Source organism: Streptomyces sp. NBC_01268 (assembly GCF_036240795.1).
In the GTDB taxonomy this organism is placed as follows: domain Bacteria; phylum Actinomycetota; class Actinomycetes; order Streptomycetales; family Streptomycetaceae; genus Streptomyces.
The window spans coordinates 7271588-7286456 of the sequence record NZ_CP108454.1 but is presented as its reverse complement, the minus strand read 5'-3'; the positions used below and the strand labels follow the sequence as shown (position 1 = coordinate 7286456).

Genomic DNA, 14869 nt, shown 5'->3' with positions numbered 1-14869 from the left:
AGTCGCCCGTGAGGGGATCGCCGATGAGGCACGCAGACGATGCCGCAGTCGAGACCGAGGTGGACGGCGTCGACGTCGTCGTCGTCGGATCCGGCTTCGGCGGGTCGGTCGCCGCGCATCAGCTGGCCGACGGCGGACTGTCCGTCGTGGTCCTGGAGCGCGGCCGCCCCTACCCTCCCGGGAGCTTCGCCCGCACGCCCGCCGCCATGGCCCGCAACTTCTGGGACCCCAGCGAGGGCCTGCACGGGCTGTTCGACCTCTGGTCCTTCCGCGGACTGGAAGGCGTCGTCTCCAGCGGTCTCGGCGGCGGGTCCCTGATCTACGCCAACGTGCTGCTGCGCAAGGACGAGAAGTGGTTCGTCCACGAGTCGCCGGTGCCCGGCGGCGGGTACGAGAACTGGCCGATCGGCCGCGGCGACCTCGATCCGCACTACGAGCGGGTCGAGCGGATGCTCGGCGGCACGCCCTACCCGTACCCGGACACGCCGAAGACCGCCGCCCTGCGGGAGGCCGCCGACACGCTCGGCCTGGACCTGTCGCGGCCGCCGCTCGCCGTCTCCTTCGCCGCCCGGCCGGACGGGCCGCCGGTGCCGGGCGCCCCGCTCCCCGAGCCCGAGTACGGCAACCTCTACGGACTGCCCCGGGAGACCTGCCGGCTGACCGGCGAATGCGACATCGGCTGCAACCTCGGCGCCAAGAACACCCTCGACCACACCTATCTGTCGGCCGCGCGCCACCGCGGCGCCGACATCCGCACCCGCTGCGAGGTGCGCGGCTTCGCCCCGCTGCCCGGCGGCGGCTACGAGGTGCGGTACGTCGTCCACGACCCGGCCCGCGAGGGGCACCGCACCGCCACGAGCCGGCTGCCGCTGCGCCGCATCCGGTGCGGGCGGCTGGTGCTGGCGGCCGGCACGTTCGGCTCGACCTTCCTGCTGCTGCGCAACCGCTCCGCGCTGCCCGGTCTCGGCCCGGCCCTCGGCACCCGCTTCAGCGGCAACGGCGACCTGCTCGGCCTGGTCCTGAACGCCACCGGCGGCGCCGCGGGCACCGCGCCACGGCGGCTGGCGAGCAGCACCGGGCCCGTGATCACCAGCGCGATCCGGGTCGGCGACGAGCTCGACGGGGACGGCTCCACCGGGCGCGGCTTCTACGTCGAGGACGCCGGCTACCCGGCCTTCGTGGACTGGCTCGCCGAGGCCGCTCAGGTGTCCGGCAGCGTGCGCCGCACCGTGGGCTTCGGCCTCGACCGGGTACGGTCCCGGCTCGGCCTCGGATCCGGCCCCCGGAGCAACATCAGCGGACGGCTGGCGCAGCTGCTCGGGCCCGGGGTGTTCTCCGACTCGGCGCTGCCGCTGCTCGGCATGGGCCGGGACGTCCCGGACGGACGGATGGGCCTGCGCCGGGGCAACCTCGACGTCGACTGGACCACGCGCACCTCGCGCCCCTACTTCGAGCGGGTCCGCGCGACCATGGCGGACGTGGCCGGGGCGCTCGGCGGCACGTTCCACGACAGCCCGCTGTGGTGGGCACGCCGGGTGATCACCGTGCATCCGCTCGGCGGGGCGCCGATGGGCCGCCACCCCGGCGAGGGGGTCTGCGACGCGTACGGCGAGGTCTTCGGGCATCCGGGTCTCTACGTGCTCGACGGCTCCGCCCTGCCGGGCCCGGTGGGCGCGAACCCGTCGCTCACGATCGCCGCGTTCGCCGACCGTGCCTGCCGCCGCATCCTGGAGACGCAGGGCCCGCGGCCCACGACGACGACCGCGACGCCGGCGTCGTCGGCTGCCGCGGCAGCGGATTCCGACGGCAGCGGGGAGCGGCCCACCAGTCTGTCCTTCACCGAGGAGATGAAGGGATACCTCGCCCTCGACGTCACCGACCCCGGGGAGGGGCGGGAGCTCGGCCGGGCCCGCGGCCAGCACATGATGTTCCGGCTCACCATCACCGCGGACGACGTGGACCGGTTCGTCGCGGACCCCCGGCACGAGGCCGGGGCGGTGGGCCATGTCGAGTGCGAGGTCCTCGGCGGGCGACTGCCCGTGGAGGCGGGCTGGTTCAACCTGTTCACCCGCGACGGCGACCCCACCCGGCGCCGGATGCTGTACCGGCTGCACCTGCGCGACCCGGGCGGGAACCCGCTCACGCTCGTCGGGCACAAGGAGGTGCGCGACGGGACCGGGCTCGACGTCTGGGGCGACACCTCGACCCTGTACGTCCAGGTGCTCGCCGGGCATGTTCCGGAGGACGGCGACGCGGCCGCCCCGGTGCTCGGCGCGGGCGTCCTCGTCATCCTCACCGCCGACTTCGTACGCCAGCTGACGACGTTCCGGGCCTCCGGTCCGCATCCCGCGCGGGCGATGGAGGGCTTCGGGCGCCTGTTCCTGGGTGAGCTGTGGGGTGTCTACGGGGTGCACTTCGCGGCGGCCGGGGAGTCCCCGTGAAGGTGCGCGAGCTGCGCGCGCACGCCGACGCGCTCGGTTTCACCCCGCAGGAGCCGGTGCGGTGGCTGGCCCCCGCGGAGCTGGCGCGGACGGCGGTCAAGGTGGTGATCGCCGCGGTCTTCGCCGGGTACGCGGACAAGCGGGAGTTCCAGGGGGTGCTGGCCGGGGAGCTCCTGGAGGCCCCGCCGGGCAGGCCCGAGGCGCGGGAGCTCTGGTTCGACTTCGTGGCCGACCTCGGCGACGGCTTCGACGCCACGAGCTCGGTGGCGTGGGCGCTGGCGGCGGAGGAGCTCCCGGTCCCGCCGACGGGCTCCGGCGCCCCCGGCGGCGACGCCCCGGGCCCCGGAGGCCCCCGCGCCGGCGCCGCCCTCGGGGACGTACCCCTGCGGCTCCCCCGGGGCTCGCTGCTCGTGCTCGGCGGCGACGAGGTGTACCCGACGGCTTCGGCGGAGGGGTACGAGGACCGGATGAAGGGTCCCTACCGCGCCGCGCTGCCGACGGCCCAGGACCCGCCGCTGATGGTCGCGCTGCCGGGGAACCACGACTGGTACGACGGGCTCACCGCCTTCCTGCGCATGTTCGCCCAGCAGCGCCCGATCGGCGGCTGGCAGACCCGGCAGACCCGCAGCTACTTCTGCGTGCGGCTGCCCGAGCGCTGGTGGCTGGTGGGCCTGGACAGCCAGCTCGGCACGTACTTCGACGATCCCCAGCTGCGCTACTTCCAGGAGAACCTGTCGGCGCACCTGCTGCCGGGGGACGGGGTGATCGTCTGCTCGACCGAGCCGACCTGGCTGCAGAGCGCGGGCCGGAGGGTGGACGCCTTCAACTCCCTGCACTGGTTCGACCGGAACGTCGTCCGCCAGCACGTCGACCGGGACACCGGCGAGCGGCGGCCCACCCACGCGACCGTACGGCTCTGGCTGACCGGCGACCGCCACCACTACGCCCGGTACGCGGAGCTGCTGCCGGACGAGCCGCCCCCCACCCCGGACAGCGCCCCCGGCGCCCCGGTCCCCGATCCGCGGCGGCGCCAGATGGTGACCTGCGGGCTCGGCGGCGCGTACCTGGCGGCGACCCACCGGCTGCCGCCGGTGCTGCCGCTGCCGCCGTACGGGTCGCGGCTGCGGGACAGGGACGACCCGCCGGTGGAGTTCGCCCGGATGGCGACCACCTACCCCGACGCCGCCGAGTCCCGCCGGCTCACGCGGGGCATCGCGGTGCCCTGGTCGGGGCGCTGGCTGCCGTGGCGCAACACGGGCTTCGCCTCGCTCGTCGCGGGGCTGCACGCCGGGCTCTTCCTGGTGTCCAGCTTCCTGTTCGCCTTGTCGAAGGGCGTGACGCGGCCCGTCGACGCGGTGCGCGGGGCCGGTATCGGCGCCTTCTGGGGCTTCGGCGCCGTGTGTCTCGGCGTGGCCGGCGGGCTGCTGCTGCTCGGGTTCCTGGGCCGGCTGCTGCGGAGGCGGCGGGCGGCCCCGCCGTCCCGCGCCGCGGTCGCCTCGCTGGGGCAGGTGGCGGTCGCGCTGGCGGCCCTCGCCGTCACCATGGCCCTGCCCTTCCCCGCGTCCTGGTCCGGCTGGGCGGTGCTCCTCGTCTGCCTGGCCGTCGCCGCCGGGGTCGGCGCGGTCGTGGGCTCCGGCGTCTTCGCGCTGTGGGTGCTGACCGCGCGCGGCGGGCCGGTGGCGGAGTGGCAGATGTCGGGCCAGTCCATCGAGGACCACAAGGGCTTCCTGCGGCTGCACATCGCCCCGGGCGGCGACCTCACCGTCCACCCGCTGACCCTCGACGCCGTCTGCCACGACTGGGAGCTGGCCGACGACCCGACGGGCGGCCGGTCCCGCCACGCGCCCGAGGCGGCCGCCCCGACGGCGCGGCGCCTGGTGCCCGCGAAACGGCCGGTGCCCGTCCACCCCCCGACGGTGCGGCTGATCGAGGAACCCTTCGTCATCTCCCGGGGAGCGTGACCCCATGACCCGCAGACCCCCCGCCGACGGCCCCGCGGTCCCGGCCGCTCCTACGACCCGCCGTGACCACGTCACCGAGGTGCTGCCGCTGACCGCGCTCGACGGGCGTCCGCTGACCCTGGTGCACGTCCGGGGGAAGCGCCCGCCCACGCGGGGGCCGGTGCTTCTCGCGCACGGTGCGGGCGTGCGGGCCGAGCTCTTCCGGCCGCCGCTGCGCCGCACCTTCGTGGACGCGCTGATCGACGCCGGCTGGGACGTCTGGATGCTGAACTGGCGGGCCTCGATCGACCTCGAACCGATGTCCTGGACACTGGACCAGGCCGCCGCGTACGACCATCCCGCCGCCGTGGCGCACGTCCTCGCGGCGACCGGCGCGGACCGGCTCAGGGCCGTGGTCCACTGCCAGGGCTCGACGTCGTTCATGATGGCCCTGGCGGCCGGGCTGCTCCCCCAGGTCGAGGTGGTGGTCAGCAACGCGGTGTCGCTGCACCCCGTCGTCCCGCGCCTCTCCGGCTTCAAGCTGGCCCGCTTCTCGCCGCTCCTCGCCCGGCCGATGCCGATCATCTCGCCGGCCTGGGGCGACCGGCCGGTCGGCGCGCTGTCCCGGGCGACGGTGTGGGGCGTGTGCGCGATCCACCGCGAGTGCCGCAACCCCGTGTGCCGCATGGTCAGCTTCACGTACGGCAGCGGCCGGCCGGCGCTGTGGTCGCACGCGAATCTCGACGAGGCGACGCACGACTGGATCCGCGGCGAGTTCGCCGACGTGCCGCTGACCTTCTTCGCCCAGATGAACCGGTGCGTCCGTGCCGGGCAGCTGGTGTCGACGGAGGGCATCGAGGGGCTGCCCCGGGCCTTCGCCGAGCGGGCGCCGCGGACCGACGCGCGGATCGCGCTGTTCGCCGGCGAGGACAACCGCTGCTTCCTGGCCGAGAGCCAGCAGCGCACGTACGACTTCCTCACCACGCACCGGCCGGGCCGCGACACGCTCCACATACTTCCCGGCTACGGCCATCTCGACGTGTTCCTGGGCCGCCGCGCGGCGACCGACACCTATCCCCTGATCCTTGAGGAGCTCGCCCGATGAACCGGATTCTGGACCTCGCCCGGCTGGGGCTCTCGGCCCTGCCGTCACCGATGCCGCGCCGCCAGCGCCGGCTCGCCGGACGGCACTCGCTGGTCGACGGCATCCCCTTCGAACTGCCCGTCGACTCGGTCGACACGCCCGCCCTGATGGCCGGGTTCCCCGTCGACCGGGAGGCGGTGGCCCGGCTGCTGCCCGGCGACGAGCTGCACCCGGTGACGCTGCCCGGCGGCAAGGGGCTGCTCGTCATCACCGTCGTCGACTACCTGCGGACGGACATCGGCCGCTACATCGAGTTCTCCATCGCGCTGGCCTGCACGCACGGTCCGCGGCCGGCCCCGCCGCTGCTGCCCGGCCTGCTGCGGGGCGCCTTCCGCACCGGCCAGTACGTGGTGGACCTGCCCGTGAGCAGCGAGATCTCGGTCAAGGGCGGCAAGGGCATCTGGGGGATGCCGAAGCACCAGGCCAGTCTCGACTTCAAGGTGAGCGACAGGGCGATCTCCAGCCAGTACGAGGTGGGCGGGCGGCTCGGGATGTACATCGAGATCGAGCGCCCGCCGGCGACCGCTCTGCCGGTGAAGGCGGCGGCCGTCAACTACTGCGCGTTCCGCGGGATGCTGATGAAGTCGACGGTCTACCTGGACGGCGCGGCGGACGTCGCGGTCGGCCGGCGGGCCCGCGCGCGGCTCGTGCTCGGCGACGCTCCGCAGGTCGCGGCCCTGCACGACCTGGGCATCGCGGACGATCCGCTGTTCACCCTGTTCCTGCCGTCGGCGCAGGGGGTGCTCGACGACCACTTCGAGTGCTGGTTCCTCTCGAGCGGGGAGCCGGGGCGGACGTTCGGGGAGGGGCTGGACAGCGTGGTCGGGCTCGGGATCTCCCAGGAGTGGCCCGCGCCACCGCGCCTGGACGTGGGAGCGCACCCGTGAAAGAGGCCCTGCTGCTGGTCAACGCCCTGTACTTCCTCTTCGGCGCGACGATGTACATGGGGACGATGTGGGTGCTGAGGTTCTTCCTCTATCCCACCTGGCGGTCCCTCACGCCACAGAACGTGGGCGACCACTTCGGCATCCCCACCACCCTCGCGACCACATTCTTCACGGTGGTCGTGCCCCTGATGTTCGTCTCCGGCATCGTGCTGGTGTGGAGCGAGTGGGGCGAGTGGTACGTCGTGCTGTCCGCGGTCTGCCTGGCGGGCATCGTGCTGCTCACGTACGTCGGGCAGCAGATCATCATCCCGATCAACAAGCGGATCAGGGCGGGGGACTTCGACGGCCCGGCCGGGCTGACGCCGCTGCTGCTGCGCTGGATGCGCCTCAACGACATCCGGTTCGTCGGCTCGACGATCACCTGGGCGGCGATCGTCTGGTACATCGTCGCCAAGGGCGACCTGCTGGGAGCGTTGGAATGAGCGTGCTGCCGCCGTACGTCCGGCGGGACCTCCTGCGGGTGGTCCTCCTCCTGATCGGCGCGGTGACGGTGCTGACCGGCCTCGTCCAGTTGTGCGCGCCGGGGCCGGTGCTCGACCTGCTGTCGTCGGACTCGACGCGGATCAGCCGTCATCTCTTCGCCACCGTGGGCATGTTCATGGTGGTCGTGGGCGGTCTGCTCGTCCAGGCGCTGCTGACCCCGGCCCCGCCCCCGTACCTGCTGTTCTGGACGGGACTGCAGAAGTTCGGCGCCTTCGCCCTGGTGGGCGTCGGGGTGATCCGGGACCTCTTCGGTTCGCTCGCCCTCCTGGTGGCCTTCTTCGACCTGGCCACCGCCCTGCTGTGCTGGCTGATGGCGCGCCGCCTCGCGACGGCGGCGGCGGTGCACCCGTGACCCGGCGGTCGCTGGTGCTCGCGGGCGGCGGGATGCGCGTCGCCTGGCAGACGGGCGTGGTGCGGGCGCTGCGCGAGCACGGCCTCGTCTTCGACCACGTCGACGGGACCTCGGGCGGCATCATGACCACCGGCATGGTGCTGTCGGGCCAGGACCCCACGGAGATGGGGCGCCGCTGGTCCGCGCTGAACGTGCGGGACTTCAGCTCGGCGCTGCCCCTCGTGGACTACCTCAAGGGTCCCTGGGCGCTGCCCGCCCTCGGCGACGCCGACGGAATGGTCCGCGAGGTGCTGCCCGCGCTCGGCATCGACGTGGCGGCGATCCGCTCCTCGCCGGTGGCGGGCACGTTCAACGTGGCCGATTTCGTCACCAAGACCTGCGTGGCCGTGCCGCACACGGAGATCGACCTGGAGCTGATGGCCGCGGGCATGTCGCTGCCCCTGTTCGTCCCGCCGCTGCGCCGTGGGCCGCGCGTGTGGACCGACGCGGTGTGGATCAAGGACGCCAACCTGACGGAGGCCCTGCGGCGCGGGGCCGACGAGGTGTGGCTCGTCTGGTGCATCGGGAACACGCCGTACTGGGGCGACGGGCCCCTCGAACAGTACGTCCACATGATCGAGATGAGCGCCGGCGGGGCGCTCTTCGCCGAGCTGGACGCCGCCGCCGCGGCGCACCGCCCGTTCGCCCTCCATGTCGTCGTGCCGCGCCATCCGCTCCCCCTCGACCCGGAGTTCCTGACCGGCCGGATCTCCGCCGACTCCCTGGTGGCCATGGGCTACCGGGACGCCTGGGAGTACCTCGGCTCCGCGACACCGTCGGGCGTGCCGAAGGACCCCTCGTGCACGAGGATGCGGGAGCCCGTGCGCGGGGTGCGTTTCCGGGAGCGGCTGCGCGGCGAGGCGGCCGGCGCCCCGCTCTTCCTCGACGTGACGGTGGAGCTGCCGCTGCCGCCCGCCGGCACCCCCTCGCCGGGCGCGCGGCTCGCCGGGCACGTCGACCACGGGCCGTGGGGCGGCCGGGTGCTGCTCGCGGACGGCCGGGTCGAGTCCGACGGCGACGGCGTCGACTACGTGGCGCGGGTGAACCTGTCCGGGACCTGGCGGGAGGTCCGCGCCCACCGCGACCTGGCCGACGCCCCGGGCCCCGACCTGTGGGCCGACGCCCACGAGGCGGACTTCCGCGCCGCCGACGGCACCTCGGCCCGGCTGCGGCTCGGGCTCCGCGAGGCGGCCCGGACCCTGGCCTCGCTCGAACCGTACGGCGCCCACGGCTTCCGTGACCGGGCGGAGGCCTTGGGGGAACTGGCCCGGGTGGGGCTGCGGCGGGCCCTGGCCGGCCACTGAACCGGCGCCGGCCCGGGCGCACGGTTCACCCGATCGGCGTAGCCGAGCGCCCGGCCGGGGCCCCTCGCGCCCAGACTGGTGAGCGATCGGACCGATCGGATCTCCCCATCGACGTATCTCCGAGTCGAGAGAGTCGCGACATCATGGCTGGTGCGACAGATTTCCAGATCTCGTTCCACGACGACATGCCCGAAGCGGACCGGCGGGACGCGGAGCGTTCGGTGGCCTCCCTCGTGGAGCACTCCCTGGCGCGGACCGCCCGGGAACGCGCGGCCGAGGCCGAGCTGGCGGAGCTCACGGACGCGATGGAGGCGCCGTTGACGCGGCTCGTCCAGCAGGACGCGGCCGCCGCACGGGCGGCGGAGGCGCTGGCCGCGACCGAGGTGCTGCACCTGCGCGAGTCGGACGCGCTGCGGGAGGACGGCGCCTCGTACTTCCCGCCCCACATCCGGACGGACGTGCGTTCCGTGGGGTTCGTCCCGCCCTACGACTTCAGCTGGGCCTGGCACGACGGCGCCGGCTTCCCCCCGCACAACCGGATCCTCAACCGGTCCACGGGAGAGGTGGGGCTGGACGCCCGGTCGGGCTCGCTGCCCGACGGGGTCTCCGGACTCGTCGCCGCGCACGCCGGGTTCGGAGTGGTCCTGCCGACGACGAACCCGGGGCAGAAGTTCCCGCACGCCGTGCTCAATCCCGGCCGGTACGCCTTCGCGCTGAAGACGGTCGGGGTCGGCAGCAACGCCACCTCGGAGGGCGGCTTCGAGCTGACCGTGTTCGAGGACGGCCGCTTCCTCGTCGGCGCCGGCACCCAGCTGTGGCGCTCACGGATCAGCGCGGGCGAGGAGAGCAGGGGCGGCGACGGTCCCCGGCCGATGACCGGTCCGGAGCTCCAGTTCACCATGGTCCCCGGCCGCTCGTACGTGTTCAACGCGGGGATCTGGGTGGTCACCGACCGCTCGACGGGGATCGGTGCGGCGGCGGCGCAGTCCCTCTTGCAGGGCACGATCACCCGCATGTGGATGTTCGGCTGAGCGCGGGCGCGCCCGCGCCGCCCGCCCGGTCTCCGAGTGACCGGGCGGGCGGTCCGCGACGCGCGTCGCGGCGTTACGGCTTCGGCAGGGTGCAGCCCGGGCGGTTCAGGTCGATCACGTTGCCCGCGCCGACGCACGGGACGATCGTGTACGTCTCCTGGGCGTAGTTGATGCCCTGGCGGACGGTCACGACGCCGCTCTCGTCGATCTCGCACGGGTTGTTCACGGTGCAGCGCTCACCGCTCTCGTTGCCCGTGTTGTTGACGGCGACGACCTTGCCGGTGGTCGTGTCGATGACCGGCGAGCCGGAGGTGCCGCCGATGGTGTTGCAGGAGGAGGTGTAGCGGACCGAGTCCTTCCAGGTCCAGTCGCCCTCCTTCATGCGGTAGACGAAGCCGTCGATGTTGCAGCTGTAGATCCGCTTCCAGTATCCGGACACCACCTTGATCGACGAACCCTGCGTCGGGCGGACGTCGTTGAGGGTGAGGGCGCCTATGCCGTACTGGCTCTGGATCTGCGCGTACGTCTTGGTCACCTGGTAGATCGAGATGTCCGTGTCGGTCATCGTGCCGTACGCGATCTTGCTGGCGCGCAGCGTCGCGACCTTGGTGCCGGCCGAGTTGAGCAGCGAGAACGAGCGGGTGGAGCGCACGTCCTTGACGACCTCACCGGCTCCCGGCATGCCGGTCTCCAGACAGTGCCCGTTGGAGAGGACGAGCGCGGGGTCGTTCGGCTGGGAGCTCGGCATGCGGACGAGCGAACCGGAGCAGTTGCTGAGCGCGACCGTGCCGGCGAAGTCGACGGCGACGGCCGCCGTGGCCCGGTCCTTGGCCGCGGGAGCCTGCGGCGGCGCGGACGCCATGGCCGGGACCGCGGCCGCTCCGGTCAGGAGCAGCGCGAGCAGGGCGCCGACGAGAGGCTTCTTCATGTGGGGGTTCCCCTCTGATGACATGCAACCGAAGATCCTCCGGTTGTCATGTGCATTCTTGGAACCTCGGCGGCAACCCACAAGAGGGCGTACGGAATTGAGCCACCGCCCCACCCGCCCCACCCGTCGGGCCCCGTGCGCCCGGACGGGTCGTCCGGAGTGATCCGCGGGGCCTGCCGGACGATCCCGCGCCGTCGAAGACCGAGCCCGGCCGGGCCACCGGGCCCGGCCCCGCGACCGGCACGTCCACCGGCCTGGACCTGGTCCGGGATGCGCTGACCGGGCCGGGACGCCGAAGGGCCGGGGCGGCTGTCGCCGTCCCGGCCCCGGACGCCTCGGAGGGTCAGGCCTGCTCGTCCTCCGGGATGCTGACCAGCCAGCGGGTGTCCCGGCGCGGCCGCAGGTACAGCGCCCAGTAGAGGGTGGCGGCGGCCGTGATGCCGCCGGTCCACGCCAGGTACTTGGCGTCCTGCATGTACAGCACGTACGCGAGGACGCCGATGAGCAGGACCGGCACGGCCGGCCACAGCGGCATGCGCCACGCCGCGACCTCGCGGTGCGCACCGCGGCGGCTGAACAGGGCGGCCACCGCGACCAGCAGGTACATCCCGGTGACGGAGACGCCGGTGACGCCGTACAGGGTGTCGAGGTTCACGAAGCACAGGGCCGCGCCCGGGACGCCGACGGCCAGGGTGGCCACCCACGGGGAGCCGAAGCGGCCGAGCCGGGACAGCGCGTTGTTGACGGGCTCCGGCCAGGCCTTGTCACGGGCGGAGGCGAACAGGACGCGGGAGTTCTGGATGACCATGACGATGCCGGCGTTGACGATCGCCAGCGCGACGCAGAGGCTGATGAAGGTGCCGACGGCCGAGTTGGACCAGGCGGCGATCATGCCGCTGATGTCGCCGCCGGTCAGGGTCTCCAGGTCGCCGGCACCGAGGGTGATCGCGACGACGGGCACCAGGATCACCGCGGTGGAGATGGCGAGCGTGGCGAGCACGGTGCGGGCCACGGTGCGGCGCGGGTTCTCCAGCTCCTCGGAGAGGTAGACGGCCGTCGAGAAGCCCTGGGTGACGAAGAGGGCGATGGCGAGGCCGGAGACGACCATGGCGCCGGTGACGAGCGAGTGTCCGCCGCCGGCGGACGCGACCTGGCCGTGGACCAGGGCGCCGACGCCCCGCTGGGAGTGGGAGAAGCCGAGGACCGCGACGAGGCCGGCGGCGACGACCTCCAGGACGAGGAAGATGCCCGTGATCCAGGCGTTGGCCCGCAGGTCGAGCAGACCGGCGAGGGTCGCGAGGACCATGACGCCGGCACCGGCCAGCGGGGCCGGGATGTGCACCAGGGGCGCGAGGTAGTCGGCGGTCCCCATGGCGATGACCGGGGGCACGATCATCACGACCAGCAGGGACAGCACGAACACGAGCCAGCCGGCCAGGCGGCCCGCGAGGGTGGAGACGATGGCGTACTCGCCGCCCGCGCTCGGGATCAGGGTGCCGAGCTCGGAGTAGCAGAACGCCACGCCGATGCAGAGCAGCGAGCCGATGGCGATGGTCAGGGCCGCGTACGTGCCGACGCCGTCGAACAGGTCCGGGACGACCACGAAGAGGGTCGAGGCGGGCGTCACGCACGACAGCGTGAGCAGGGTGCCGCCCACGACACCGATGGAGCGCTTGAGCTTCTGCGGCACGGGGCCGGTCTGGGGGGCCAACGCGTGCGGTGCGCTGAGGGTGTCCGTCATCAGGCGGTTCCGATCGGTGCGAGCGGTGTTTCTGAAACGGGAGCGGTATCGCCTCCGAGGCGTCCGGTGATCAGTTGGGTCCGTGGCTCCCGGCCTGAATGGAAGCTCGGGCGGAACCGCAGGTCAATGCCCCTCCCACTGCGGAATCCGTTGTTCCAGGATGATCGAACGGCGCTTGAGGGTGCTAAGAACGCGATAAGACGCCGTAAACACTCCGTGCGGGAACCGCAGCGGTCCGACCAGGACTTTTCCCGCGCTTTACCCCCGCACGCCCCCGCGGCCCGCCGGTCGGGCGGGCCGCGGGGGCGTGCGGGGAGTCGGTGCCGGTCACTCCGGGCGGCTGAAGCGGCGGGCGGCCCAGAGGAGGGCCAGGGATCCGACGGCCAGGAGCAGCCCGGCCTCCAGGAGCAGCGGGGGCTGCCGGCCCGCCCATTCGATGCCGCCGGCGGCCGCCTGGTCCGGGACCCGCAGGGCGATGCAGCGGCGCAGCAGGTCCACCCCGTACGCGAGCGGATTGACGGTCGCCAGGCCGCGCGCCCAGCCCGGCATGGACTCCAGCGGGAAGAAGGCGCCGGAGAGGAACAGCAGCGGCATCATCAGCAGGCTGAGGAGGGTGTGGAACAGCTCGGGGCTGCGCAGGGTCACCGACAGCGCCAGGGTCATGCTGGTGAGCGCGAAGGAGGCGAGCAGCATGCCGCCGAGGAGGAGGAGCAGGAGGAGCGGGTCGTAGGGCAGGCCGACCGCGCCGGCCAGGCTCAGCAGGACCGCGCCCTGTACCGCGGCGACGAGGGTGCCGCCGGCGCAGCTGCCGAGCAGCAGCGTGGAGCGGCTGACGGGGGCCATCAGGAGCTCGCGCAGGTATCCGCTCTGCCGGTCGGTGATCAGCCGGATGCCCACCATGATGGCCGGGGTCTGCACCGTCATCATCAGCATGCCGGGGAAGAGGTAGGTCTGGTAGCCGGTCCCCAGCGAGGCGGCGGGGATGAGGGTGGCGAGCCCGCCGCCGAGGGCGAAGAGGTAGAGCACCGGCTGCAGCAGGACCAGCGCGGTGTGGGAGCGCTGGCAGGCCAGGCGCAGCAGATCGCGGTGGACCAGGGCGTGGATCGCGCGCAGCTCGTGCCGCAGCCGGGGCGCGCGCGCCCGCTCCGTGGCCTCGGGCGCCCGGAGGGTGAGGGCGGTCATCGGCCGCCTCCGATCGCGGCGGAGGTGGTGATGCTGCGGCCGGTGTGGTGGAAGAAGACGTCGTCGAGCGTGGGCGGGGTGGCGGAGGCGGCGTGCACGGCGATGCCGTGCGCCTCCAGCGCGGCGCACAGGCGCGGGATCCACGCGCTGCCGTCGGGCACCCGCAGCCACGTGCCGTCGGCGTCCACGGTGACGGGGCGGTCCGGCGGCGCCGCCTGGGCGACGACCTTCCGCGCCCGCGCGTCGTCGCTGGTGCGCAGCACCACCCGGTCGTCGCCGATCTCGGCCTTGAGCCCGTGCGGCGTGCCCTGCGCGACCAGGCGGCCCCCGTCGATGATCGCGATCCGGTCGCAGTTCTCCGCCTCCTCCAGGTAGTGGGTGGTGACGAAGAGGGTGCTGCCGAGCCGGTCGCGCAGGGCCCGCAGGTGCTCCCAGATCTCGGCGCGCGCGTGCGGGTCGAGTCCGGTCGTCGGCTCGTCCAGGAACAGCACGCTCGGGGAGTGCAGCAGCTGGCGGGCGATCTCCAGGCGTCGCCGCATGCCGCCCGACAGGGCGCGTACGGGGAAGCGCCGCCGGTCGGTCAGTCCGGCGGGTTCGAGCACCTCGGCCGTCCGCCTGCGCACGTCGCGGCGGGGCAGCCCGTAGAGGCGGGCGTGGATGCGCAGGTTCTGCTCGACGGTCAGGTCCGGGTCGAGGGCGCTGTGCTGGAAGAGGATGCCGACCTGGCGCCGCACGTCGTGCGGCCGGGTGGACACGTCGAAGCCGGCCACGGTGGCGTGACCGGAGGTGGGGCGGGCGAGGGCGCACAGCAGGGCGATGGTCGTGGACTTGCCGGCGCCGTTGGGGCCGAGGAAGGCGAAGGTCTCGCCCCGGCGCACGTCGAGGTCGAGCCCGCGGACCGCGTCGACGGCGGTGCCGTCCGGACCCGGGTAGCTCTTCACCAGACCGCGGGTGCTGATCGCGAATCCGGCCTCGTGCGGTGGCTCCCCCGCGCGGGGACCGGTGACCTCGGCGGTCAGGAGGGCTGCTGCGGCGAGTGCGTCGTCACCTGCGGATGGCTGCATGGGGTCTCGTCCTCGTCCTCTTCCTCGTCGTCCGCACGGTGCCGGAGCCCGCTCCGGCCGGCGGCTGCCTCGGGGCAACCACCGGCCGGGGGGTGCTTCGGTGTTACGCGCAGCTGATACCGATACAGATGGTGTTGAGGAGCGTCAGCAGGCCGACGCAGGCGCACGTTCCGCTGAACGAGTCGCCGTCGACGCCGACCGGGTCGGTCTCCGGAAGGGCGTGCAGGTGGGCCAGCAGCTCGAGGTCCTGGTTCTCCATGACAATCTCCTTCT

13 protein-coding genes are annotated in these 14869 nt (G+C 73.4%); 8 read left to right on the top strand and 5 right to left on the bottom strand.

The genetic code is table 11. The annotated features are described in order from the left end of the window. Positions 1-23: 23 nt before the first annotated feature. The 8 genes from OG309_RS32810 to OG309_RS32775 all read left to right on the top strand — a co-directional run bounded on the left by OG309_RS32810 (position 24) and on the right by OG309_RS32775 (position 9681). Positions 24-2441 (top strand): GMC oxidoreductase, encoded by a 2418-nt coding sequence (locus tag OG309_RS32810; protein ID WP_329426480.1) that lies wholly within the window; start codon positions 24-26, stop codon positions 2439-2441. After that, positions 2438-4402 (top strand): metallophosphoesterase family protein, encoded by a 1965-nt coding sequence (locus OG309_RS32805; RefSeq protein ID WP_329426478.1) that lies wholly within the window; start codon positions 2438-2440, stop codon positions 4400-4402. Before OG309_RS32810 ends, OG309_RS32805 begins: the two co-directional genes overlap by 4 nt. Before the next feature lie 4 nt (positions 4403-4406). Then, positions 4407-5486 (top strand): esterase/lipase family protein, encoded by a 1080-nt coding sequence (locus OG309_RS32800; protein WP_329426476.1) that lies wholly within the window; start codon positions 4407-4409, stop codon positions 5484-5486. Then, positions 5483-6412, top strand: coding sequence for an acetoacetate decarboxylase family protein (locus OG309_RS32795; RefSeq protein ID WP_329426474.1), 930 nt, complete (start codon positions 5483-5485; stop codon positions 6410-6412). Before OG309_RS32800 ends, OG309_RS32795 begins: the two co-directional genes overlap by 4 nt. Further along, complete coding sequence (locus tag OG309_RS32790) at positions 6409-6894, top strand: hypothetical protein (protein WP_329426472.1); 486 nt, start codon at positions 6409-6411, stop codon at positions 6892-6894. Before OG309_RS32795 ends, OG309_RS32790 begins: the two co-directional genes overlap by 4 nt. After that, positions 6891-7307 (top strand): hypothetical protein, encoded by a 417-nt coding sequence (locus OG309_RS32785; protein ID WP_329426471.1) that lies wholly within the window; start codon positions 6891-6893, stop codon positions 7305-7307. The genes OG309_RS32790 and OG309_RS32785 overlap by 4 nt, the downstream gene beginning before the upstream one ends. Beyond that, positions 7304-8650 carry a patatin-like phospholipase family protein gene (locus OG309_RS32780; protein ID WP_329426469.1) on the top strand — a complete coding sequence of 449 codons (1347 nt, stop codon included), beginning with the start codon at positions 7304-7306 and terminating at the stop codon, positions 8648-8650. The genes OG309_RS32785 and OG309_RS32780 overlap by 4 nt, the downstream gene beginning before the upstream one ends. Before the next feature lie 143 nt (positions 8651-8793). Next, complete coding sequence (locus OG309_RS32775; RefSeq protein ID WP_329426468.1) at positions 8794-9681, top strand: hypothetical protein; 888 nt, start codon at positions 8794-8796, stop codon at positions 9679-9681. Positions 9682-9754: 73 nt separating this feature from the next. Here OG309_RS32775 and OG309_RS32770 read toward each other — a convergent pair whose 3' ends face one another. The 5 genes from OG309_RS32770 to OG309_RS32750 form a co-directional block, all read right to left on the bottom strand. Beyond that, positions 9755-10609 (bottom strand): S1 family peptidase, encoded by an 855-nt coding sequence (locus OG309_RS32770; protein WP_329426466.1) that lies wholly within the window; start codon positions 10607-10609, stop codon positions 9755-9757. Between the two features lie 343 nt (positions 10610-10952). Next, the gene (locus tag OG309_RS32765) at positions 10953-12350 is read right to left on the bottom strand and encodes an APC family permease (RefSeq protein ID WP_329426464.1); all 1398 of its coding nucleotides are present in this window, start codon (positions 12348-12350) and stop codon (positions 10953-10955) included. 327 nt (positions 12351-12677) lie between these two features. After that, complete coding sequence (locus OG309_RS32760; protein WP_329426462.1) at positions 12678-13532, bottom strand: ABC transporter permease; 855 nt, start codon at positions 13530-13532, stop codon at positions 12678-12680. After that, positions 13529-14596: an ABC transporter ATP-binding protein gene (locus OG309_RS32755; RefSeq protein WP_329426459.1), complete on the bottom strand. Its 1068-nt coding sequence runs from the start codon at positions 14594-14596 to the stop codon at positions 13529-13531. Before OG309_RS32755 ends, OG309_RS32760 begins: the two co-directional genes overlap by 4 nt. A gap of 103 nt (positions 14597-14699) precedes the next feature. Continuing rightward, complete coding sequence (locus tag OG309_RS32750; protein WP_165962041.1) at positions 14700-14855, bottom strand: VenA family class IV lanthipeptide; 156 nt, start codon at positions 14853-14855, stop codon at positions 14700-14702. Positions 14856-14869: the final 14 nt, after the last annotated feature.